This is a genomic window from Herbiconiux daphne, from assembly GCF_024979295.1.
GTDB lineage: Bacteria > Actinomycetota > Actinomycetes > Actinomycetales > Microbacteriaceae > Herbiconiux > Herbiconiux daphnes.
The window spans coordinates 86,287-108,325 of record NZ_JANLCJ010000001.1; the positions used below are offsets into that span (position 1 = coordinate 86,287).

General features: G+C 71.3%; 22 protein-coding genes. 16 read left to right on the plus strand and 6 right to left on the minus strand.

Annotation, left to right across the window (positions count from 1 at the left end):
* Positions 1–30: 30 nt before the first annotated feature.
* The gene (locus N1032_RS00440; RefSeq protein ID WP_259536727.1) at positions 31–768 is read right to left on the minus strand and encodes a DUF2510 domain-containing protein; all 738 of its coding nucleotides are present in this window, start codon (positions 766–768) and stop codon (positions 31–33) included.
* Positions 769–850: 82 nt separating this feature from the next.
* Here N1032_RS00440 and N1032_RS00445 point away from each other — a divergent pair, with 82 nt between their 5' ends.
* The 5 genes from N1032_RS00445 to N1032_RS00465 are packed head-to-tail and all read left to right on the plus strand — an operon-like array spanning position 851 to position 5,052.
* Positions 851–1,996: a translation initiation factor eIF-2B alpha/beta/delta subunit family protein gene (locus N1032_RS00445; protein WP_259536728.1), complete on the plus strand. Its 1,146-nt coding sequence runs from the start codon at positions 851–853 to the stop codon at positions 1,994–1,996.
* Positions 1,993–3,249 (plus strand): phosphotransferase, encoded by a 1,257-nt coding sequence (locus N1032_RS00450; RefSeq protein WP_259536729.1) that lies wholly within the window; start codon positions 1,993–1,995, stop codon positions 3,247–3,249. The genes N1032_RS00445 and N1032_RS00450 overlap by 4 nt, the downstream gene beginning before the upstream one ends.
* An 11-nt stretch (positions 3,250–3,260) precedes the next feature.
* A complete protein-coding gene (gene mtnC, locus N1032_RS00455; protein ID WP_259536730.1) occupies positions 3,261–3,998 on the plus strand; it encodes an acireductone synthase in 738 nt (245 codons plus the stop codon).
* On the plus strand, positions 3,995–4,717 hold the full coding sequence (gene mtnB / locus N1032_RS00460) for a methylthioribulose 1-phosphate dehydratase (RefSeq protein ID WP_259536731.1): 723 nt from the start codon (positions 3,995–3,997) through the stop codon (positions 4,715–4,717). The genes mtnC and mtnB overlap by 4 nt, the downstream gene beginning before the upstream one ends.
* Before the next feature lie 50 nt (positions 4,718–4,767).
* Complete coding sequence (locus tag N1032_RS00465) at positions 4,768–5,052, plus strand: cupin domain-containing protein (RefSeq protein WP_259536732.1); 285 nt, start codon at positions 4,768–4,770, stop codon at positions 5,050–5,052.
* Positions 5,053–5,055: 3 nt separating this feature from the next.
* On the opposite strand, the gene N1032_RS00470 is transcribed toward N1032_RS00465, so the two are convergent.
* Both N1032_RS00470 and N1032_RS00475 read right to left on the minus strand, forming a co-directional pair.
* Complete coding sequence (locus tag N1032_RS00470; protein ID WP_259536734.1) at positions 5,056–6,066, minus strand: patatin-like phospholipase family protein; 1,011 nt, start codon at positions 6,064–6,066, stop codon at positions 5,056–5,058.
* A 197-nt stretch (positions 6,067–6,263) separates the two neighbouring features.
* Positions 6,264–7,001 carry an HpcH/HpaI aldolase family protein gene (locus N1032_RS00475; protein WP_259536736.1) on the minus strand — a complete coding sequence of 246 codons (738 nt, stop codon included), beginning with the start codon at positions 6,999–7,001 and terminating at the stop codon, positions 6,264–6,266.
* 152 nt (positions 7,002–7,153) lie between these two features.
* Here N1032_RS00475 and N1032_RS00480 point away from each other — a divergent pair, with 152 nt between their 5' ends.
* From N1032_RS00480 to N1032_RS00530, 11 genes are all read left to right on the plus strand, one after another.
* A complete protein-coding gene (locus tag N1032_RS00480) occupies positions 7,154–8,368 on the plus strand; it encodes a pyridoxal phosphate-dependent aminotransferase (protein WP_259536739.1) in 1,215 nt (404 codons plus the stop codon).
* The gene (locus N1032_RS00485) at positions 8,365–9,504 is read left to right on the plus strand and encodes a M24 family metallopeptidase (protein ID WP_259536740.1); all 1,140 of its coding nucleotides are present in this window, start codon (positions 8,365–8,367) and stop codon (positions 9,502–9,504) included. Before N1032_RS00480 ends, N1032_RS00485 begins: the two co-directional genes overlap by 4 nt.
* Before the next feature lie 60 nt (positions 9,505–9,564).
* A complete protein-coding gene (locus tag N1032_RS00490; RefSeq protein WP_259536741.1) occupies positions 9,565–10,110 on the plus strand; it encodes an Lrp/AsnC family transcriptional regulator in 546 nt (181 codons plus the stop codon).
* A gap of 126 nt (positions 10,111–10,236) precedes the next feature.
* The gene (locus N1032_RS00495; protein WP_259536742.1) at positions 10,237–10,644 is read left to right on the plus strand and encodes a nuclear transport factor 2 family protein; all 408 of its coding nucleotides are present in this window, start codon (positions 10,237–10,239) and stop codon (positions 10,642–10,644) included.
* Positions 10,645–10,722: 78 nt separating this feature from the next.
* Entirely contained in the window at positions 10,723–12,315 is a 1,593-nt protein-coding gene (locus N1032_RS00500) for an ABC transporter substrate-binding protein (RefSeq protein ID WP_259536744.1), read from the plus strand.
* A 104-nt stretch (positions 12,316–12,419) separates the two neighbouring features.
* A complete protein-coding gene (locus N1032_RS00505; protein WP_259536745.1) occupies positions 12,420–13,436 on the plus strand; it encodes an ABC transporter permease in 1,017 nt (338 codons plus the stop codon).
* Positions 13,433–14,350, plus strand: a complete 918-nt coding sequence (locus N1032_RS00510) for an ABC transporter permease (protein WP_259536747.1) — start codon at positions 13,433–13,435, stop codon at positions 14,348–14,350. Before N1032_RS00505 ends, N1032_RS00510 begins: the two co-directional genes overlap by 4 nt.
* A gap of 7 nt (positions 14,351–14,357) precedes the next feature.
* Positions 14,358–15,473, plus strand: a complete 1,116-nt coding sequence (locus N1032_RS00515; RefSeq protein WP_259536748.1) for an ABC transporter ATP-binding protein — start codon at positions 14,358–14,360, stop codon at positions 15,471–15,473.
* Entirely contained in the window at positions 15,470–16,456 is a 987-nt protein-coding gene (locus N1032_RS00520; protein WP_259536750.1) for an ABC transporter ATP-binding protein, read from the plus strand. The genes N1032_RS00515 and N1032_RS00520 overlap by 4 nt, the downstream gene beginning before the upstream one ends.
* Positions 16,457–16,459: 3 nt before the next feature.
* Positions 16,460–17,524: an LLM class flavin-dependent oxidoreductase gene (locus N1032_RS00525; RefSeq protein WP_259536751.1), complete on the plus strand. Its 1,065-nt coding sequence runs from the start codon at positions 16,460–16,462 to the stop codon at positions 17,522–17,524.
* Between the two features lie 19 nt (positions 17,525–17,543).
* Positions 17,544–19,220, plus strand: coding sequence for a DUF885 domain-containing protein (locus tag N1032_RS00530; protein ID WP_259536752.1), 1,677 nt, complete (start codon positions 17,544–17,546; stop codon positions 19,218–19,220).
* Positions 19,221–19,240: 20 nt separating this feature from the next.
* Here the strand turns inward: N1032_RS00530 and N1032_RS00535 are convergent, their stop codons facing one another.
* The 3 genes from N1032_RS00535 to N1032_RS00545 are packed head-to-tail and all read right to left on the minus strand — an operon-like array spanning position 19,241 to position 21,811.
* Entirely contained in the window at positions 19,241–20,524 is a 1,284-nt protein-coding gene (locus tag N1032_RS00535; RefSeq protein ID WP_259536753.1) for a low temperature requirement protein A, read from the minus strand.
* 43 nt (positions 20,525–20,567) lie between these two features.
* Entirely contained in the window at positions 20,568–21,533 is a 966-nt protein-coding gene (locus N1032_RS00540) for an aminotransferase class IV (protein WP_259536756.1), read from the minus strand.
* Complete coding sequence (locus N1032_RS00545) at positions 21,530–21,811, minus strand: hypothetical protein (protein ID WP_259536758.1); 282 nt, start codon at positions 21,809–21,811, stop codon at positions 21,530–21,532. The genes N1032_RS00540 and N1032_RS00545 overlap by 4 nt, the downstream gene beginning before the upstream one ends.
* Between the last annotated feature and the right edge of the window lie 228 nt (positions 21,812–22,039).

A 22,039-nucleotide genomic window follows, 5' to 3' on the forward strand; every position in this document is an offset into this window, starting at 1 on the left:
CTCACGCGCTGGGGCGGGCGCGGCGCCGGATCAGGTGTAGCTGCCGTAGGTCGACATGGTCGAGAACACGGCGTTGAACACCTGCACCACGACCACGATGCTGACGATGATCGATAGTGCCAGCACCCCGATGGTCACCCACATCGGCGCGATGCCACGCCCGGCACGGCGACGCACCACCACCGAGCGGCCGATCGGGTAGACGCTGCTGAGAAAAGCCCAGGCCCAGTGGAACGGTCGCACGTAGCCGTGACGCAGCAGCCAGCGGTGATCGACGTAGGCGAGCACCACCGTCGCCGCGTAGAGCGCGAAGCTCAGCAGCGACGAGACAGCCTGGGCGACGAGCGCTGACGTCGACAAGCCCGCGTAGGGATTCACGTCGGTGCTGTAGGGGTCGGCGAGCGACGCCCGCAGGGATTCGTCGACCCCCGACAGGGTGAGCGGAAGCACGAGGAACGCCAGCAGCGGCAGCAGGGTGATGAGCCAGATGAACACGTTGTAGACCGGCGTGCCCGCGGGAACCTGGGGGATGGCGGCCGCGGCGTAGCCGGGCGCCTGGTAGCCGGCGCCCTGGTAGCCGGGCGCCTGGTAGGCGGGCGCCTGCGGCTGGTAGGCCGGGGCCTGCGGCTGGGCCTGGTAGGCGGGGGCCGCGGGCGCCTGCAGGTGCTCGGTCCACCGGGTGCCGTCCCACCACCGCGACTGCGGCGAGCCTGCGGGGTCGGCGTACCAACCCGGAGGGGTGGACTGGGGTGCGTTCGAGTCGCTCACGGGGTCTCCTTCTCGCGTTCAGGGTCAGCTTAGAGGTCTCCCGGACAGGGTATTCTCGGTGGGGGAAATCGACGGGATGCGCATGACGACTGGCTTCGAGAACACCCCCGTGCTCGACGACTCCGTGCGGGTCGAGAACGGCGTGGTGCGCATCCTCGACCGACGGGTGTTCCCCGAGACGGTGTCGTGGGTCACGGCGCACGACGCCGAGCAGGTCGCCGCGGCGATCACCGCGATGGTGACCCAGAGCTCGGGCCCACTGTTCGCCGCCTACGCGGGCCTTGAGATCACGGCCCTGCAGGTCGCGGGCCAGACTCCGCAGGCCGCCCGCGAACGGATGCGCGCCGCCGGCCGTGCACTCGAGAGCGCCCGCCCCACGAACAACCACCCGCGCGAAGCGGTCGCCCGGGTGCTGGCCGCGGTCGACGCCGTGGTCGAGGGAGCGGTCGACGGCGCGGCTGCGGCATCCCAGGGCGTCGGCCCGGCGGGCGCGTCGACCGCCTCGGCGACGACGGCCGCGCTGGTGGAGGCCGCCGTCGACGCCGCGAGGACCGGCGCCGCGCTCTACCGCGACCGCAGCCACCGGCTCGGCGCCGAGACCGTGGCGCTGCTGCCCGACGGCGCCCGCATTCTCACGCACTGCTGGATGGACACCTACCTGATCGAGTTCGTTCGCGCGGCCCGCGAGGCCGGCAAGCGGTTCGACTGGGTGGCCACCGAGACCCGCCCCTATCTGCAGGGCGCGCGGCTCACCGCCCACACCCTCGCCGAGCTCGGCGAGCACGTCACCCTCATCACCGACGGCATGGGGGCCGCCGCCCTCGCTCCCGGCTCGTCGCTCGGCCGCATCGACGCGCTCGTCACCGCGGCCGACCGGGTGTCGCTCGACGGCGCCGTGGTGAACAAGGTCGGCACCCTCGGTCTCGCGGTGGCGGCATCCGCCTTCGACGTGCCGTTCTATGCGCTCGTGCAGGCGCCCGACCGCCTCGCACCCACCGCGGCCGACATCGTGGTGGAGCAGCGCGACCCCACCGAGGTGCTGCACACCCTGGGCCGGCGCACGGCGTCGGAGCGGGTGACGGATGCCTGGTACCCCGCGTTCGACGTGACACCTCCCCGCTTCGTGACGCGCATCGTCACCGACCGCGGCTCGTTCGAGCCGCAGCGGGTGGCCGACTACTACGGCGGCAGCGACGACGGCAGCGCGCGCCACGGGAGCCCGGAATGACCGCCGCGCAGCACGGCTACGACCTGCTCGTCACGCCGGCCGACGTGGTGCAGCACCTGCGCGCCCGCGGCCTGCTCGAACGCGTGGCGGGCGGCAGCGACAGCGGCAGCGGCGACGGCAGCGGCGACGGCAGCGACATCGCCGTCGTCGAGGTCACCGCCGGCAACATGAACCGCGTCTTCATCGCCCGGGGCGCCGGTGGCAGCCTCGCGGTGAAGCAGGCGCCCCCGTGGGTGCAGGTGGTGGGGCCGGAGTGGCCGGTCGACCCCTCGCGCATCGCCTCTGAAGCGCGCACCTACGAGCGGCTGGCCGCGCGCGTGCCCGACTCGATCCCCACCATCGTCGACTTCGACGCCGACCGCTACGTGCTCGTCATGGAAGACCTCTCCGACCTCGAGGTGCTGCGCGACGCGCTCGTGCGGGAGGTCGTCGACTCGCGCGACCCGAGCACCGCGGCCGCGGCATCCGGAACCGCCGGCGACCGCGAGGCCACCAGCCCCCGCCTCGACTACCCCACGCTCGGCGCCGTGGTGGGCCGCTTCGTCGGCGAGCTCGCCGCCTCGACCTCGCTCGCCACGCTCGGCGACCGCGAGCACGCGGCGCTGGTGGAGGTGGCCGCGAATCCGGAGCTGTGCCGCATGACGCTCGACGTGGTGCTCGACGAGCCCTACCGGGAGCACGAGCACAACCACTGGCATCCGGCGCTCGACGACCGCGTGCGCGCCCTCTACGCCGACGCCGAGGTGCGCGAAGCGGTCGCCGGCATCCGGAACACCTTCGAGACCGCGCACGAGGCGCTGCTGCACGGCGACCTGCACACCGGTTCGGTGATGGTCGGCCGCCGCGACGGAGCCCAGGTGGTGAAGGTGTTCGACCCGGAGTTCAGCTTCGTCGGGCCGATCGGTCTCGACCTCGGACTGTTCTGGGCCAACCTCGAGCTCGCCGCCATCGCGGCCGACGCCGTGGGCGACCACGAACTCGCCGAGCGGCGCCACTCGGCCATCGGCGCGAGCCTCGACGCCTTCGCGGCCGTGTGGAACGACGACGCATCGCTCGACCTCATCGTGGCCGACGCGTGGCGCTTCGCCGGCGTGGAGTCGATGCGCCGCGCGGTCGGCTTCTCGCACGCGGCCGACATCGAGTCGCTGCCGGGCGACGCCCTGCCGGATGCCTCGATGCGCCTGTTCGACGCCGCCAGGCACCACATCCTCACCGGCACCGCCGTGCCGACCCGCCGACCGACCACGTTCTGAAGGAGCGCCCCGTGACCGCAACCCCGACGCCCGATCCGCTCGCCGTCTCGGCGCGATACGTCGTCATCGACATCGAGGGCACCACGAGCGCCGCGGGATTCATCCTCGGCGACCTCTACGACTACGCCCGCCCGCGCCTCGGTTCGTGGCTCGACGACCACGCCGACGACCCGGCGATCGCCGAGGCGCGTGAGCAGGTCATCCACGACGCCGAGCTCGCCTCCGACGCCACGACCGACCAGATCGTGGCCGTGCTGCACGAGTGGATGGAACGCGACGTCAAGGCCACCCCGCTCAAAACGGTGCAGGGACAGATCTGGGCCGAGGGCTTCGAGCGCGCCGAGATCTCGTCGCACTTCTTCGACGACGTCATTCCGAAGCTGCGGGACTGGTATTCGCACGGCGTGCGCTTCGCCGTGTTCTCGTCGGGGTCGGTCGCGTCGCAGGTGCCGTGGTTCCGGCACTCGCCCGACGGCGACCTGACCGGCTTGATCACCGAGTTCTTCGACACGGTCAGTGCCGGGCCGAAGAAGGAGGCCGCCTCGTATCAGGCCATCGCCGACGCCCTCGGCTCCACGCCGGGCGAGACCGTGTTCTTCACCGACAACCCGGGCGAGGTCGCGGCCGCGATCGACGCGGGCTGGCAGGTGGTGGCGTTCTCGCGCGAGGGCGAGCCGTTCTTCGAGGCCGATTTCGGGGCCGCCGCGGTGGTGACGTCGTTCGACGACGTCGAGGTCGTGCTGCCGTGACCGACCCGGTCGCGGCCGCCCCCTCCGCCGTCGACGCCGGCCACGTGTTCGACGACACCGGCGTGAGCGTGTCGTCGCTGCGTGACGCCGGTGCGGCCCTGGCCGCCGAGTCGGCGCGATTCGCCGGCTTCGGCTGGATGCCAGGCACGGCGGGCAACCTCTCGGTCACCCTGGCGCGCGATCCGCTGCGCCTCGCCGTCACCGCCTCGGGGCTCGACAAGGGCGAGCTCACCGCGGCCGACATCGTGCTCGTCGACGACCGCGGGGAGTGGGTCACGGATGCCGCGTCGCCCGAAGCCTTCACGGCCGACCTCGGTCTCGCGTCGAAGCCCTCGGCCGAGGCCGGGCTGCACGCGCGCATCGCCCGGGTCGCCGGAGCCGGCGCCGTCATCCACGTGCACGCGCTCGCGGCGGTGCGGGCCGGCCACGCCTGGCCCGACGGCGTCGTGCTGCACGACCTCGAGATGCTGAAGGGCATCGGCCACAGCGCCCACGGCGAGCGGGTCGTCATCCCCGTGGTGCAGAACCACCAAGACATGCGGGTGCTCGGCGACGACTTCGAGCGCGTCTACCAGCCGTCGACTCCGGATGCCGCCGAGGTGCCGGCCCTCATCGTGGCTAGTCATGGCATCTACGCCTGGGGCGCCGACCTGCGCCAGGCCCGCTGGCACCTCGAACTCACCGAGGCGCTGCTGCAGATCGCGCTCGCGACGCGCTGAGCCTCATCGACGCTCTCATCGACCATCCGCACACCCACGAAGGAGCCCCCATGCCGGCACACGGCGAGACCACGATCGACGACGAGCGCGTGCGCGTGACCACCTGGTCGTTCGAGCACGCGGGTGACAGCACCGGCGCCCACGTGCACGAGTTCGACTACGTGCTCGTGCCGGTGAGCGGCGGCACCCTCACCGCGGTGTCGACCGACGACGGCTCGACCCGCACCATCACCCAGCAGGCGGGCGTGCCCTACACCGGCACGGCCGGGCTCGCGCACACGGTGACCGCCGACGGCGACGGCATCGTGTTCGTCGAGGTCGAGCTCAAGCGCTGAGCGTCACCGCCAGAACTCCTCGAGACTCGCCGCGAGCCGGAGGCCCTGCTGATGGCCGCCCCGGGCGGCCGGCAGGCGGGTGGAGGGATCGAGCGCATGGGCGTCGAACACGTCGCCGGCGCCGGCATCCGGATGCACGACCTCGACCGTGCTGCCGGCCGCACGCAGTTCGTCGACCTGCGTCGCGAGATCGACGCCCCACTCGCGCGGTGTGCGCGAGCGGCCGCTGAACGGATCGAGCACGAGCACCCGCCGGTAGCCGGCCGCCAGGTCGGCGTTCGAGCCGCGCCGGTAGGCGCCGTTGAGGTAGCGCTGCTCGCCGATGGCATAGGGCGTCAGGGCCGAAGTGCTGGCCGCGACCGCGTCGACGAGTCCGACCGCGCTGTGACGGTCGAACACCACCGGCTGCCCGGTGCGGGCATCCAACGCCGGAATCAGCACCCGTTGCGCCGGCCAGTCGTGGCTCGGCAGCCGTGCGGCCACGATGTCGTGCCACCGGGTTCGCCCGGGCCGGCCCGACGACTCGGCGGGTGAGCCACCGGACGACTCGCCGTCGGGGTGCGAATCGCGGTCGAGGCGGTCGAGCTCGAGGGCGGCGGCGGCCAGCGTGCGGCGCATGTCGTCGGCATCGCGGGCCGACGCGATGATCGCGTTCGACCACGCCAGGTAGTCGGGGCCCGACAGCGTCCGGGCCGGCCGAGGGGCCGTTGCTCCGCCCGCCGGCCGCGATGGCGGCGTCTCGGCGAGGATCGCGGCGTAGAGGTCGCCCGGCCGGGTGCCGCTCGTGATCTGCGCGGTCACCGTCGAGCCCGACGACGTGCCGACGACGAGATCGGCACCGGTCACGTCGAGGCCGGCCTCGGCGAGCCCCGCGATGAGGCCGAGCTGCCAGGCGTTGCCGGCCGCTCCACCGCCGGCGAGCACGAGCGCCCGCTCGGCGGGCCCCTGCGGCGAGGAGGGATGCGAGGAAGAAGGATGCGAGGAAGAAGGATGCGAGGAAGAAGAGTTGTTCATGGGAGTCGCCTTTCGCGAGATCGCCGGTCGGGCGCTCCCACGCGGCGACTAGTCGAGTCGCGCGATCGTGGACGGCGGGGGAGCACCCACTGTGGACACTGCGTTCATGGGTCTCACCTCCTGTCGATGGATCATCGTGATCACGATCGCCGGAACGCTAACACGCCTCCCGTGCGCGCCGCAATCGCCGGCCGCGATCAGGTCAGCTGCGCCCGCAGGCCCGCGGCACCGGCGGCGAGCACCGCGGAGTCGGTCGTCGCGGCGATGAACCGGTAGCCGAGCGCGGCGAAGGCATGGGCGGTGCCCGGGCTGCCCGCGAAAGCGCCCGGTGTCACTCCCGCCTCGACGGCCGCCCGAGCGATCCGTCGCAGTGCCGAATCAGGCGACTCGTCGGCCAGCAGGTCGTCGACGGTGGTGCCGAGCGAGAGCGCGAGATCGACGGGGCCCACGAAGACGCCCTCGATGCCGGGGGTCGCCGCGATGGTCGAGGCCGCTGCCAACCCCGCGGCCGTCTCGATCATCACCGCGACGCCGGTCGAGTCGTTCGCCTCGGTCGGGGTCGGCTGGGCTCCCGTGCCGAGGTAGGGCCCGAAACTGCGCGACCCGCGCGGCGGGTAGAACGCCGACCGAACGGCGTCGGCGGCGTCGGCGGGCGTGTCGACGAGCGGCACGATCACCCCGCGTGCCCCGGAATCGAGCGCGCGCCCGATCAGTCCGGCGTCGTTGGAGCGCACCCGCACCCACGCGGTCGCGCCCGCCGCGGTGCTCACGTCGAGCCCTTCGCGCAGCGCCCGGTCGTCGAACCGGCCGTGCTGGGCGTCGAGGCAGAGCCAGTCGAAACTGGCCCGGGCGAGCGGATCGAGCAGGCCCGGCTCGCCGAGGGTGGCCCAGACGCCCCACGCCGGTTCGGAGTCGGCAGGGGTGGTCGCGGTCATCGGGGCTCCCAGGTCAGCGGTGGCAATTTGCAGTTGGTTGATCGGAATCAGCCTAGAGTTATCAATTGCCAGGTGCTATGGCCAGTTCGCATCTTGTTACATGCCATTTACCTGAATTTACCTTTCGGAATTGATCTGCCGAGATCATGACAGTGACACAGTTCGCAACGGTGGCACTGCACCGCGTGACGAGGAGACCGCCCCGCATGAAGATGGCGCACTACCCGGTGTCGGGCATCCGCGAGATCCTCGACCTCGTGCTGCTGCGCGGCGGCGACGTCGTGCGGCTCGAACTCGGCGAGCCGGGTTACCCGGTGCCCGCGCACATCGCCGACGCCGGCGCGCTCGCCGCGCACGGCGAGGTGCGCTACACCCAGAGCGCGGGCCTGCTCGAACTGCGCACCGAGGCATCCGACGCTCTCGCCCGGCGCTACGGCACCGTGATCGACCCGTCGCGCATCGTGATCAGCCAGGGTGGCTCGCAGGGCATCGCCGCCGTGTTCGAGGCGCTCGTGCGCCCGGGCGACGAGGTGGTGCTGCCCGACCCGGCGTGGCCGAACTACCTCGCGATGACCACCATGCGCGGCGCCACCCCGGTGCCCTACGGGCTGCCTCGCGAACGCGGCTACCTCCCCGATCCCGCCGAGATCGAGCGGCTGATCACCCCGGCCACGCGCGTGCTCGTCATCAACTCCCCGGGCAACCCCACCGGCGCCGTGATGCCGCGGGCCCTCGTGGAGCAGATCGTGGCCATCGCGGCACGGGCCGGTGTGGTGGTGGTCTCCGACGAGGTCTACGACGAACTCATCTTCGACGGCGAGCCCACCTTCGCCGCCGCGATCGCTCCCGACGACGTCGTGTCGGTGTTCAGCTTCTCGAAGACCTACGCGATGACGGGCTGGCGGGTCGGCTACCTGGTGCTGCCGCCCGCTCTGGCCCAGACCGTCGGGCACATCCAGGAGAGCCTCATCTCGTGCGTGTCGACGGTGTCGCAGCGTGCCGCGCTCGCCGCCCTGCGCGGGCCGCAGACCGACGTCGCGGTGATGCGCGAGGGCTATCGGCAGGCCCGTGACTACGTGGTCGGGCGACTGCGCGACGGCGGCATCCCGATCGACGCGCCGGCCGGGGCGTTCTATGTGATGGTTCCGCTCGCGCCAGGCGTCGACTCGCGCGCGGCCGCCATCGACCTGGTGGACGCCGGAGTCGCGGTCGCGCCGGGAACGGCGTTCGGCAGAGTGGCGGCCGACCAGGTGCGACTCTCGCTCGCCACCAGCCTGCCGCAGCTCGCCGTCGGCATCGACCGGCTGCTGGCCTGGTATCACGAGACGGGCGGCGGTGCGCGGCTGGCCGGAAGGAGCAGCGGATGACGCCCCACCACGCCGCCCGGCAGACGCGACTCTGGGCCGCTCTCGACGAGGCGGGCATCGACGTGCTCTTCCTGCCACCCCAGGCCGACCTGGAGTACGTCACCGGACTGGAGCGCCGGCTGCCGTCGTTCGGCGAGATCGGCTACGCGCACCACTGGGTGGCGGGGGCGCTCATCGTTCCGGGTGCGGCGCCGGTGTTCGTGCTGCCGCGGATGATCCGCGAATTCGATCTGCCCGCGGGCGTCGACGGCGACGTGGTGACGGTGTCGGAGCTCGACGACGGGGCCGCGATGTTCCGCGCGGCGCTCGACTCCGCCGCTCCGCGGGCGACCCGCATCGGCATCGGCCCGCGCGCCTGGGCCCAGACGGCGATCCACCTGCTCGAGGCCCGGCCGGGAGCCCAGCTGATCGACGCCGGAGCGCTGACCAACCGGCTCCGCCGCGTGAAAGACGCCGACGAACTCGACCTCATGCGCCGCGCCGCGCGGCTCGTCGACGCGGTGCTGGCCGACGTCGAGCCGTTCGTGGTGGCCGGGGCGACCGAACTCGATCTGGCCTCGGAGATCGACCTGCGCATGCGCCGCCTCGGCTCCCGTGGAGCCTCGTTCGACACCGGCGTCTGGTCGATGGGGCCGAGCACGGCGCGCGACGCCTCGGTGCGGCTCTCGAACGCCGTGCTCGCGCCGGGTGCCGGGGTGAGCTTCGACTTCGGGGCCATCGTCGACGGCTACTGCTCCGACTTCGGCCGCACGGTGCACATCGGCGAGCCGGGAGAGGAGTACGTGCGGGTGCACGAACTCGTGATGGCGGCGCAGGAGGCCGGGCGACAGGCGGCGCGCCCCGGTGCGACGGCGGCCGACGTCGACCGCGCGACCCGGGCGGTGATCGTCGACGGCGGCTACGGCGAGTGGTTCCGCCACCGCACCGGTCATTGCATCGGAAAAGACGTGCACGAGCTGCCCTACATCTCCGAAGAAGACCACACGGTGCTCGAACCCGGCATGTCGTTCACGATCGAGCCCTCGGTGTTCTGGCCCGGGCGCGTGGGAGTGCGGGTCGAAGACGTCTTCGTCGTGACCGAGGGCGACACGGTGAGCCTCAACGAGCATCCGCGAACCCTGGTCGCCAACGGCTGACCAGTACAGTCATAGCGGGATCGATCCCACCCGTTCACCGAACGCGAGCCGGAGGTTCACATGGTCAAGAAGAGCCACACCGCGATCCTCGCCGGGGCGATCGAACGCCCGCAGGAGCACGTGCAGCTCGACGACATCGATCGCGCGCTGCTGCGCGAACTCTCGCGCGACTCGCGGCAGTCGCAGCGCGCGCTCGGCCGCCAGATCAACATGTCGGCTCCCGCCGTGGCCGAGCGCATCGCCCGGTTCGAGCGCAACGGGGTCATCCGCAAGTACTCGATCAACGTCGACTGGGACCGCCTCGGCTACGACGTCGTGGTGTTCATGCCGATCACCCTGGAGTCGGGCGGCGACATCGAGCCAACGCTCGCGGCGTTCCGCGAGATCCCCGAGCTCGAGGAGCTCACCGTGGTGGCGGGCCGCTACGACCTGCTCGCCCGCTTTCGGCTGAGCGACCAGCGGCACCTGCGCGAACTGCTGCTCGACCGGGTGTGGCAGATTCCGAACGTTGCCCGCATCGAGACGATGCTCGGCCTCGGCAACCTCATCACCGAGGACTACAGCGAGCGCATGCTGCGGAGCGACCCGGATGCGACGCACGAGTGATACGCCGCCACGCGATTCGTTAGGTCAGCTTTCAAATGCCTTGAGAATTCGGGGGATTTGCACGCATTTACATTGTTGTAACACAATCACACCTTTCATGTGACATTAATGCCCTTACATGGGGTCATGGAGAATCACGCCGAGCCCGACGCTGCCGCCACCATCTGGGCCGCGCAGCTCGACATGTACCAGGGGTTCCTCACCTCCGACCGGGCACGCACCGATCGCCACATCCACCCCGACGGCACGATGTGGGACTCGGCCTACGAGCCCCTCATCCGCGGGCTCGGCGGGCTGCAGGCGGTGCGCGACCAGCGACCGACGGGGCCGGATGCCGTGAAGGTCGAGGCTCTCGAAGCCCACGACGAGGTCATCACGGTGCTCGGCGACGTGGCCATCACGCGTCACCTGCTGACGGTGCGCTTCGAAGGCGGCGCCCAGGCGCCGGAGCGCATCCGCAACACCGGGGTCTGGCGGCTCACCGACGGCACCTGGCTCAACGTGCACAACCATGAAGACGTGCTGCCCGGCTGACCCCGGCCGGCGGCATCCGCACCACCCTCACCACGAATTCCACCGCATTCCGATCACCACACACGAAAGGACCCACCAGTGAAACGACTCTCACGTGGCTCCGCGCTCCTCGGCGGACTCCTCGGAGCAGCACTGCTGCTCAGCGCGTGCAGCGCCACCGGTTCGACGCCGAGCTCCGACTCCGCCGGAGGAACGCTCGTGATCGACAAGTCGTTCGACCTCAAGACGGCCGACCCGGCTCGCAACTTCGAGACCACCGGCAACATCCTGGGCCGAGCGCTCTACGACACCCTCGTGACGTTCGAGAACGGCGACAGCTCGACCCCCATCCCCATGGTGGCCACCGAGTGGTCGGGCAACGACGACGCCACGGAATACACCTTCACGCTGCGCGACGACATCACGTTCGCGAGCGGCGACAAGCTGACCGCCGACGACGTGGTGTTCTCGCTCGAGCGGGCGAAGAACGTCAAGGGCAACGGATCGTTCCTCATGGCGGGCCTCACCGCCGAGAAGGTCGACGACACCACCGTCGTCATCACGTCGGAGGCGCCGAACACCGCCATCCCGGCCATCATGACGAGCCCGACCCTCGGCATCCTCGACTCGAAGGTCGTGGAGGAGAACGGCGGTTCCGATGCGGAGGGCGCCGACACGGCTGACACCGCCGAGGAGTACCTCAACGGCGCCTCGGCCGGCAGCGGCCCCTACATCCTCGACTCGTTCGACATCACGACCGAGACGGTCATCACGGCGAACCCCGACTACTGGGGCACGAAGCCGAAGTACGACAAGGTCGTGCTGCGCAACGCGACCGCCGAGACCCAGAGCTCGGATGTCGTCTCCGGAACGGCCCAGGTGGCTCTCGACCTCGGCTCCGACCAGATCGCGTCGCTCGAGGGCAACTCGGCCGTGGTGATCAGCACGACGTCGTCACCGACGATCTTCTTCCTGTTCTCCAACGCCGACCCGGCCGTCTCGACCATCAGCTCCGACCCGAAGTTCCGTGAGGCCGTGACCTACGGTCTCGACTACGACTCGCTGCTCGAACTCGCCGGCGACGGAGCCATCCGTGCCGCCGGTGTGGTGCCCGACTCGTTCCTCGGCGCTCTCAAGGAGAGCGACGCGATCGTGCGCGACGTCGACCGGGCGAAGGCCGCGGTCGCCGCCCTCGGCGGCACGCCGACGGTGAGCCTGGAGTACCCGAGCGACATCTCGAGCAACGGTCTCGACTTCGGCCCGATCGCCGAGCGCGTGCAGGCCAACCTCGCCGAGGTGGGCATCACGGTCAACCTCTCGCCCTCACCGGTCGCCACCGCGCTCGAGAACTACCGCGCCGGCACCGAGGAGATGGGACTGTGGCTCTGGAGCCCCGACTTCCCCGACCCGTCGGACTACCTGGTCTTCGGCCCGGGCGCGACCGTGGGCCTGCGGGCCGGCTGGGCTGCCGGATCGGCGCCCGAGATCGAGGACATCGCCGCTCAGGCCGCCGTCACGGTCTCCGACGAGGAGCGCGCGCCGCTCTACGAGGAGTTCCAGACCAAGCTGAACGAGGCCGGCGTGTTCAACCCGCTGTTCCAGCCCTCGGCATCCGTCGTCGCGTCGTCGGCGGTGGGTGAGGTTCTCTACAGCCCGGCGTTCGGTCTCGACATCGCGGCCATCGGACAATAGTCACAACCCCGGATGGGCCGGCGGTCGTCGCCGGCCCATCCGCCGGGCTCCCCTGCGTGCGGGGGAGCCCGGCTCCACCCCCTGGATCTGACGAGGAGCACGACGTGTTCGGGCGATTTCTGTTGAAGAGGATCGGGGCCGCCGTGCTTCTCGCCTTCGGCATCGTGGTCGTCACCTTCGCTCTCACGGCCCTGTTGCCGGGTGACCCGGCAACGGCCCAGCTGGGTGAACGTGCCGCGGCCGACCCCGAGATCGTGGCGGCCTACATGAAGGCCAACGGCCTCGACCAGCCGCTCTACACCCAGTTCTTCATCTATCTGGGCCACCTCGTGCAGGGCGACCTCGGCACGTCGCTGCAGAGCCGCAACCCGGTGCTCACCGACCTCGGCCAGTTCGGTCCGGCGTCGTTCGAGCTCGCGGTGACGGCCACGGTCATCGCCGTGATCGTGGGGGTCGGCCTCGGCATCGTGGCGGCCCTCCGCCCCGACCGTCCGCTCGACCACACCCTGCGCGTGGTGAGCCTCGGCGGCGTCTCGATCCCGATCTTCTGGCTGTCGCTCATCGCCGTGTTCATCTTCTCGACCCAGCTGAGGATCTTCCCCTCGTCGGGCCGCCTGAACCCCGGCGAGACGCCGCCCCCGCACATCACCGGGCTCTACACGCTCGACTCGCTTCTCACGGCCAACTGGGCGACCTTCGGTTCGGCCGTCGGGCACCTCATCCTGCCCGCCCTCGTGCTGGCCGCCCCCATGGTGGGCCTGCTGCTGCGGTTCACGCGGTCGTCGATGCTCGAGGTGATCGGCAACGACTACGTGCGGTCGGCCAACGCGAAGGGCCTGCCGCCCGGGCTCGTGGTGCGCCGGCACACCTTGCGCGGCGCCCTCGTGCCGGTCATCACGGTGCTGGGCTCGGCGTTCGCGTCGCTGCTCGCCGGCACCGTGCTGGTGGAGCAGATCTTCGCCTGGCCCGGCATCGGCTCCTACGCCTACCGCAGCGCCTCGAACCTCGACCTGCCGGCCATCGTCGGCGTCACCCTCTTCGTCGCCCTCGTCTTCATCGCGGTGAACTTCTTGGTCGACGTGCTCTACGGACTCATCGATCCCAGGATCAGGACCTCATGACCGCCGCCCCGATCGTCGACCCCAAGATCGAACCCGACGGCCTGCCGACGGCGCCGAACCGCTGGAGCATCCGCGTGCGGGTGCCCCGCGCCTGGCGCCGCCCGCTCGGCATCGCCGGCGTGGCGATCATCGCCTTCTGGGTGCTGGTGGCGCTGTTCGCGCCGCTGCTCGCGCCCTTCGACCCGCTCGCCCAGGACTCGCCGCGCTTCCTCCCGCCCTCACCCGAGCACTGGATGGGCACCGACGGCGTCGGCCGCGACGTGCTGTCGCGGGTGATCTACGGCGCCCAGATCAGCCTGCCGATCGCGGTGGTGCTCGTAGTGCTCTCGGTGATCGTCGGCGGTGTCATCGGCGCGGTCGCGGGCTACGCCGGCGGCGTCGTCGACAGCATCCTGATGCGGGTGGTCGACCTGTTCTTCGCCTTCCCCAGCATCATCCTGGCCATGGCGATCGCCGCCGCACTCGGCCCGTCGCTCACCAACGCGGTGGTCGCGATCGTGGTGGTGTCGTGGCCGTCGTATGCCCGGGTGACGAGATCGCTCGTGCTGAGCCTACGCTCGACCAACTACATCGCGGCGTCGCGGCTGCTCGGCACGTCGTCGGCGCGAGCCCTCGTGCGCGAGGTGGTGCCGAACGTGGCCGGACCGGTGCTCGTGCTCGCCACCCTCGAACTCGGTGCCGCCGTGCTGCTGCTGTCGGGCCTGTCGTATCTCGGCCTCGGCGCCGTGCCGCCGACGCCCGAGTGGGGCGCGATGGTCAGCGACGGCGCCCGCACCTTCAACAACTGGTGGATCGCCGTCTTCCCGGGCATCGCGATCTTCTCGATCGTGCTGGCCTTCAACTTCCTCGGCGACGCGCTGCGCGACGGACTCGACCCGCGTTCGTCGAAATCGCTGTCGGACGCCGAGATCTAGGAGCACCATGAGCCTTCTCGAAATCGACGACCTCACCATCACCCTGCCCACCACCGGTGCCGGCCGGGTGCTCGTCGACGGCGTCTCGCTCACCGTCGACTCCGGCCAGATGGTCGGGCTCGCCGGCGAGAGCGGCAGCGGCAAGACCGTCACCGCGCTGACCGCGCTCGGCTTCGTGCCCGAGGGCGCGACCGCGACCGGAGCGGTGCGCCTCGACGGCGAAGACCTGCTCACCATGGACAAGAAGCGGCTGCGCGAGGTGCGCGGCACCACCGTGGCCATGGTGTTCCAAGACCCGATGACGTCGCTGCACCCGATGCTGTCGATCCAGACCCAGCTCACCGAGCAGTTGCGGGTGCACCGCAACCTGTCGAAGCGGGCGGCGCGGGCGCGGGCGATCGAGATGCTCGAGCTCGTGCGCATCCCGAACCCGGCGCGGGCGCTCTCGGCCTTTCCGCACCACTTCTCGGGCGGCATGCGGCAGCGCATCGCCATCGCGAGCGCGCTCGCCTGCGACCCGAAGCTGCTCATCGCCGACGAGGTGACCACGGCCCTCGACGTGACGGTGCAGGCCGGCATCCTGGGGTTGCTCGACCAGTTGCGGCGCGAGCTCGGCATGGCGGTGGTGTTCATCACCCACGACCTCGGGGTCATGAACGTGACCACCGATTCGCTCTATGTGATGTACTCCGGGCGTGTGGCCGAGCAAGGGGGCACCCGTGAAGTGCTCGCTGCCCCGCGGCATCCGTACACCCGCGCCCTGATCGACGCGCTGCCGGATGCCAGGAACCTGGGTCTGCCGTTGGTCGCGATTCCGGGTGAGGCGGCGACTCCCGAGCGGCGGCCTGCGGGCTGCGCGTTCCACCCCCGGTGCGCGTTCGCGGAGGACCGCTGCCGCACCGAGGTGCCGGCGCTGCGCGACATCGGCGGCCAGCGGGAGCTGGCGTGCCACGTCGATCCGTTCGCCACGGTGGGCGCGGTGGCGGGCGCGGCGGCTGCGGCATCCGGAGCGGGCACGGCATCCCGAGCGGGCACGGCATCCCGAGCGGGCGCGGCGGCTGCGGCATCCGGAGCCAACGTGGGCCCGACCGATGCCGAACTCTACGGAAGGAGCAGCTCATGACGGTGCTCGACGTGAACGACGTGGTGGTCGACTACAAGGTCAGCGGCCGGCCGGTGGTGCACGCCGTCGCCGGGGTGAGCCTGCAGGTCGGCGCCGGTGAGATCGTGGGCCTCGTGGGCGAGTCGGGGTGCGGCAAGTCGTCGCTCGGGCGCGCCATCGTGGGGCTCGAGAAGCTCGCGCGGGGGTCTGTGACCCTCGACGGGCACGAGGTGACCCCACTCGGCCGCGGTGCGCGCCCGGTGGCCGATCGCGGTCTGCAGATGATCTTCCAAGACCCCTATTCGTCGCTCAACCCGCGCCGGCGCATCTGGCGTCAGATCGCCGACGGGCTGCCGGCCGACGCATCGGGGGCGCGCTCCGCCGGCCGCCGCCGCGCCGCCGTGAACGAGCTGCTCGACGCCGTGGGGCTGGCCGCCTCGGCCGGTGACCGTTTTCCGCACGAGTTCTCGGGCGGCCAGCGCCAGCGCATCGCCATCGCGCGGGCGCTCGCCGCGCAGCCGGCCGTGATCGTGGCCGACGAGCCGGTGTCGGCGCTCGACGCCTCGACCCGCGCGCAGGTGTCGAACCTCATCGTGCAGATCGCCCGCGACCGCGGCATGGGCGTGCTGTTCATCTCGCACGACCTCTCGGGCGTGCGGCACATGGCCGATCGGGTCGCGGTGATGTATCTCGGCCGCATCGTCGAGACCTCGCCGACCGAGTCGCTCTGGTCGGAGCCCCTGCATCCTTATTCCGACGCGCTGGTGAAGGCCATCCCGCAGCTCGGGCTCACGGCCACCACGCCGGTCGCGCCCCGCGGCGAGGTTCCCGACCCCTCGTCGCCGCCCGCCGGATGCCGGTTCCACCCCCGCTGCCCGCTCGCGTTCGAGCGCTGCCTCACCGACGACCCCGCGCTCGTGACGGTCGAGGGCTCTCGCGAGGCGGCCTGCTGGTTGCAGCCCGCCGGCGGACCGGCACGGGAACTCGCCCTGCTGGAGGCCTGAGCCGTGCGCACCAGCCTGCGGCTCAACAACGACCTCGAACCCGGGCAGCTGATCGACCTCGCCCGGGCTGCCGAAGCGGCCGGATTCGACCAGCTCTGGGTGTCGCACGACCTCATGCTGCGCTCGGCGCCCGTGCTGCTCGGCGCGCTGGCCACGTCGACGAGCCGCATCTCGCTGGGCGTGGGCATCGTGAACCCCTACACGATGCACCCCGCCGAGATCGCGATGATGGCCTCCACCATGCAGGAGCTGTCTGGCGGCCGCTTCCTGCTCGGGCTCGCCGCCGGAGCCGCCGACTTCCTCGGCTGGGTCGGCATTGAGCAACCGAAGCCGTTGACCGCGGTGCGCGAAGCGCTGCGATCGCTCCGGGCGCTGCTGAACGGCGGCAAGCCGCTCACGATCGAGGGTTCGGGTTCGGGCTGGACCGACCAGGCCTACCTGCGCGTGCCACCGCAGCCCACGCCCATCTACGTCGGGGCGATGAGTCCGCGCATGGTCGAGTTCGCCGGGGCGGAGGCCGACGGGGTGCTCGCGCTGCTGTTTCCGCCTGAGCACTTCTCGACCGTGGCCGCGCAGGTGTCGGCGGGAGCGGCGGCGGCCGGCCGGTCGCTCGACGGTGCGCCGGATGGCGCCGGCGCCCGCTCGCTTGACGGCTCAGGCGCCGGCTCGCCAGGCGCCTTCGATCTGCCGGCCTGCGTGTGGCTCTCGATCGATCACGACCAGCGCCGAGCCGAACGGGCGCTCGCGCACAAGCTCGCCTACTACGGCTCGGCGTTCTCGCCCTACCTGCTCGGTCGCGCCGGACTCTCGCGCGCCGACTTCGCCGAGGTCGACGCCGCTCTGCGTCGGGGCGACCCCGAAGCGGCCGCGGATGCCGTGACACCCCGCATGCTCGCGCTCGGCATCGCGGGGGCTCCGGATGCCGTCATCGCGCGGTGCGCGTCGCTGCGAGACCTCGGCGCCCGCCATCTCTCCTTCGGGCCGCCGCTCGGCGACGACCCCGTCGCCGCGGTCGAACTGCTCGGCGACACGGTGCTGCCGGTGGTGAGAGGGTGGAACGAACAGTGAGGAACAGTGAGAAGGGCCGATGATGACCTCTGACGACGTCGCCGAGCTGGGCGAACGCCTCTGGAACTGGCGCGTGTGCACCTCGTTCCGCACCGCCGACGACATTCCGCGCGTGCCGCACGACCCGCTCTGGCTGCCCGACTTCTCACCCGAGGCGATCGACGAGCGACGGGCGGAGCGGGCGCGGTTCGCCGAGCAGTGGGCGGCGATCGACGTCACCGCCGCCGATGTCGCCACGCAGATCGACCACCGGTTGCTCGGTTCCGTGCTGGCGCGCGTCGGCTGGGAGTGCGACGACCTGCCGTCGTGGCGGTTCGACGCCCACTTCCTGGTGGGCCAGGTCGTCGGGCCCTACTTCGATCTTCTGCTGCCGCGGCCGCCGTTCTCGGCCGAGCGCCAGGCCGGCATCCTGCACTCCCTCACGGCCATCCCGGGGCAGCTCGAGCAGGCCCGGGCGAACCTCGAGGGGCACGGCGTGGCCGACCTCGCACGCATCGCCATCGGAGAGCTCGAGGCCATCGACGAGCGGCTCGCCGCGTCGGTCGCCGCGCTCGCGCCGCACCTGGCCGAGCGGGTTCACGCCGAGGCGACCGAGGCCGCTGCGGTGGCCGGTGCCGCGCTCGTGTCGTTCCGCGAGTGGCTCGACGCCTCGCTGCCGGGTTTCGGGCCGTCGGTGGCGATCGGGCGTGAGCGGTTCATCCGCTATCTGCGCACGGTTGCCCTCATCGCCGACGAGCCCGAGCACCTCGTGGCGGCGGCCGAGCAGGAGTATCGGCGGGCCGTGGTGTGGGAGGCGCTCGCGAAGAACGCGCACCCTGAGCGGCCGGAGCCGTTCGCCACCATCGACGACCAGCTCGCCCGGCAGCGTGCCGACGAGCAGGCGATGCGCGCCTTCGCCGAACGGTCGGCGCTGCTCAGCCAGGAGGGTTACGGGCATTATCACGTGCATCCGGTGCCGGCCTATGTGGAGCCGTTGCACTGGTTCGGCGTGAACGACGACCTGACCGACTACGACCGGCCGGGGGTCGACGGGCTGGCCTACACGCCCGACCCGGGGCCGGGGCTGCCCTATTTCTATGCGGCCAACGCGATCGATCCGCGGCTCGGCATCATCCACGAGGGGGCGCACTACCAGCAGCTCGTGCGGGCGTGGAGTCACGAGAACGCGCTGCGGCGGCACTACTACGACTCGATCGCGAACGAGGGCATCGCGTTCTACAACGAGGAGATGATGCTGCAGGCGGGCCTCTTCGACGACGCGCCCGCGTCACGCAACGTCGTGCACAACTTCAACCGGCTGCGATCGTTGCGGGTGGTGGTCGACGTCAATCTCGCCACCGGGCGGTTCACGCTCGAGCAGGGGGTGCGGGCCTTCGTCGAGCGGGTGCCGATGGATGACGCGACCGCGCGCGAGGAGACCGCCTTCTATCTGGCGACTCCCGGGCTCGGCATGTCGTATCTGGTGGGCAAGCTCCAGCTGATGCGGATGCTCGCCGATGCGATCGAGCGGTCGACCGGGCCGTTCGACTTCCGCGCGTTCCACGACTGGGTGTGGAAGAACGGCAACCTGCCGTTCTCGCTGCAGCGGTGGGAGCTGCTGGGCGACCGCAGCGAGGTCGACGCGCTGGATGCGTTCGATGAGGTCGATGCGCGCGGCGCGTTCGATGCGCGCGGCTCGCAGGGGCCGCTCGCGTGAGTGGCGGCATCCGTTCGCGGTCAGGCCAGGCGTTTCGCGAGCACCGCGGTCTCGTGCTTGTAGCCGAGCGTCTCGTAGCCCACCACCACCACGTAGGGCGACAGGGTGATGAGAATGAGGCACACGCCGAGTGACGCGCCCGCGGTGGCGGCGAGAACGGATGCGACGAGCAGCGCGACCGTGCCCGCGATCAACCAGAAGTGGAACCGGTCGATCTCGGCGACGAGGTAGTCGTAGAGCGCGAAGATGCCGAGGCACAGGATGAGCACCGGAATGGCCACCGAGAGCACGGCGCCCACGGTGCCGATCTCGCTCACTCCCTCGATCACGTAGGCCGCCACGTGCAGTCCCGCGCCGGTCGCGGCGATGGCGGCGAACACGATGATGTGCCCGTAGCCCCAGACGAACGCCTTCGATCGGTAGCGCTGCAGGATGATGCCCGAGGGCATGAGGAAATAGGTCCACCAGACCCCGAACGTGAGCCCGATGCCGGCCAGCACGAGCAGGGCGGCCTCGAGCGTCCAGCCCTGGAGCTCGGTCACCGCCGACACCGCCGTGACCGTGCCGAACACCCCTTCGCCGAGGGCGATGATGGTGAGCAGGCCGTAGCGCTCGGCGATGTGGTGCGCGTGCCACGGGGTGCCGCCGACCCGCCGTTCGGCGATGTAGGGCCCGACCAGCTCGACGGCGAACAGCACGAGCGACCAGAGCGCGGCGATCACGAATGTGGTGTGCGCGACCGCGACGAGGATCCAGCCGACCTGGGCGAGCGTGATGAAGCCGGCGTAGGTCAGGCTGGTTCGGCGCCGGGCGGGATCCTGGTGCGCCGCCCGCAGCCACTGCGCGACCATCGCGATGCGCATCACCACGTAGCCGGCCACCACGATGGAGTTGTCGACGTATTCGCCCACTTCGAGGGAATGGAACAGGGGCGGGATGCCGAGGGCCACGACCACCACGCCGATCATCTGCACCATGGTGGTGATGCGGTAGAACCAGTCGTCGGTGTCGTAGGCCGACGCGAACCACGAGAAGTTGACCCACGCCCAGCACACCGCGAACATCGAGAACGCGAAGCCGGCGAGCCCGGCGGCCACGTGGTTCTCGGCCACGAAGTGCGAGAACTGGCCCGACGCCTGGCTGAACGCCACCACGAACGCGAGGTCGAAGAGCAGCTCGAGCGGGGTGGCGGTGCGGTGCGACTCGTTCGGGTCGCGGCCGGTCATGCGGCGCAGTCGGCCCGAGAAGGTGCGCGGGAGCGTGATGGGACCGCTGCGTGGCTCGGGGGGCGTGGCTTCGCTCACGGGGACTCCTCGGCGTCTCGGCCCGACCTGGGCCGATCGCAACCTATGGTGCCAGCACGCCGAAGGTTTCGTCGAGCAGTTTCGCCGTGAGCTCGTGGTCGACCGCCACGGCGCGGCCGTCGAGTTCGCGCACCGGCGCGACCAGGCGCCCGCTCGAGAGCAGCCAGATGTTGTCGGCCGCGGCCAGCTCGGCGGTGGAGAGCACGGTCTCGGCGGTCTCGAAGCCGAGACGGTCGAGGGTGTCGAACACGGCGGCCTGGGTCGTGCCGGCGAGGATGCCGAGGTCGGTGCGCGGGGTGCGGAACAGGTCGCCGTGCCGCACGAGCACGTTCGACGTGGGGGCCTCGAGCACCACGTCGTCGGAACTCACGAACACGACGTCGTCGGCGCCGCGTCGGGCGGCTTCGCGCAGCGCGGCTTTGTTGAGGGCGTAGGAGAGCGTCTTCGCCCCCTGCAGCAGCCACGGCGAGGTGGTGGCGATGTCGTGCCGATACCCGCGATCGAGCGTGACGACCCGGATGCCGCGACCGCGCGCCTCCGCGTGGTTCGCGCCGCTCAGCACCTGCACCCAGCCGCTGGCGCGGCCGTCGCCCTCGATGCCGCGGCTGTAGACGAGCTTCACCAGCAGCTCGGGTTCGGCGGTGTGCGCGTCGACCCCGGCCCGTGCGGCTCGCTCGAAGGCGGCGAGGTCGGGCGCGGGCAGCTCGAGCAGCTCGGCCGAGTGCGCCAGTCGCGCCAGGTGCGGCCCCAGGGCGATGAACCGCCCGCCGATCACGGCGATCGACTCGAAGATGCCGTCCCCGCGCGACACGGCGAGGTCGCCGACGTTGACGGCTGCCTCGGCGAGCGGCACCGGGTGCGGGGTGGGGGAGGTCTCGTCTGCGGGGGCGTCTTTCGCGGCGGGGGCGTCGGGTGTGGCGTCTTCGGCGGCGGGGGCGTCGGGTGTGGCGCTCGGCGTGTCGACGAACACCACCAGGTCGCCGAGCTTCTGGTTCGAATCATCCGTCATCGCGCTGCCTCCTGCTCATCGCGGATCGCCCTTCGTGACCCACCCGACCAGTCTGCTCGACCTCCGCCCCGCGCGCTCGCGCCCCGCCGCGCGCGCTCGCGCTCGCGCCGAGCGCCACCCCGCGCTAGCCGCCTCGCAGCGGGCCGGACGTCGCCCTCGTCGGCCATGCGCACCTCGCCGGCCACGCGCACCTCGCCCGACAGCGCGTGTTCGCTCGGTGTCGCCGCCCGGTGTCGCGGTTGCTCGTCGCGCCCGTTCTGCTTCACCGCGCCCTGCATGACGGGCGCGCCGAAACATTTGTGGCGCGCGCGGCGTCGAGCTCCGCGCACGTACGTGGCGACCGAGCCCACGTTCTCCGCCTCCGCGCCCCAATTGTTCGTGCGCGCAGGACATGCAGGGCGCGGAGAAGCAGAAGGCGCCCGGAGCGCGCGCGGGTGACGTCGGGCGGCGGCGCGAGGGTTAGGGCGGGCGGCGGCGCGAGGGTTAGGGCGGGCGGCGGCGCCAGG

What these genes read in the sequence shown, in the direction of transcription:
- N1032_RS00445 (WP_259536728.1), top strand. Translation starts at nt 851, where the DNA reads ATGACGACTGGCTTCGAGAACACCCCCGTGCTCGACGACTCCGTGCGG.
- N1032_RS00450 (WP_259536729.1), top strand. Translation starts at nt 1,993, where the DNA reads ATGACCGCCGCGCAGCACGGCTACGACCTGCTCGTCACGCCGGCCGAC.
- N1032_RS00465 (WP_259536732.1), top strand. Translation starts at nt 4,768, where the DNA reads ATGCCGGCACACGGCGAGACCACGATCGACGACGAGCGCGTGCGCGTG.
- N1032_RS00470 (WP_259536734.1), bottom strand. Translation starts at nt 6,066, where the DNA reads ATGAACAACTCTTCTTCCTCGCATCCTTCTTCCTCGCATCCTTCTTCC.
- N1032_RS00475 (WP_259536736.1), bottom strand. Translation starts at nt 7,001, where the DNA reads ATGACCGCGACCACCCCTGCCGACTCCGAACCGGCGTGGGGCGTCTGG.
- N1032_RS00485 (WP_259536740.1), top strand. Translation starts at nt 8,365, where the DNA reads ATGACGCCCCACCACGCCGCCCGGCAGACGCGACTCTGGGCCGCTCTC.
- N1032_RS00490 (WP_259536741.1), top strand. Translation starts at nt 9,565, where the DNA reads ATGGTCAAGAAGAGCCACACCGCGATCCTCGCCGGGGCGATCGAACGC.
- N1032_RS00495 (WP_259536742.1), top strand. Translation starts at nt 10,237, where the DNA reads ATGGAGAATCACGCCGAGCCCGACGCTGCCGCCACCATCTGGGCCGCG.
- N1032_RS00510 (WP_259536747.1), top strand. Translation starts at nt 13,433, where the DNA reads ATGACCGCCGCCCCGATCGTCGACCCCAAGATCGAACCCGACGGCCTG.
- N1032_RS00515 (WP_259536748.1), top strand. Translation starts at nt 14,358, where the DNA reads ATGAGCCTTCTCGAAATCGACGACCTCACCATCACCCTGCCCACCACC.
- N1032_RS00520 (WP_259536750.1), top strand. Translation starts at nt 15,470, where the DNA reads ATGACGGTGCTCGACGTGAACGACGTGGTGGTCGACTACAAGGTCAGC.
- N1032_RS00530 (WP_259536752.1), top strand. Translation starts at nt 17,544, where the DNA reads ATGATGACCTCTGACGACGTCGCCGAGCTGGGCGAACGCCTCTGGAAC.
- N1032_RS00540 (WP_259536756.1), bottom strand. Translation starts at nt 21,533, where the DNA reads ATGACGGATGATTCGAACCAGAAGCTCGGCGACCTGGTGGTGTTCGTC.
- N1032_RS00545 (WP_259536758.1), bottom strand. Translation starts at nt 21,811, where the DNA reads ATGCAGGGCGCGGTGAAGCAGAACGGGCGCGACGAGCAACCGCGACAC.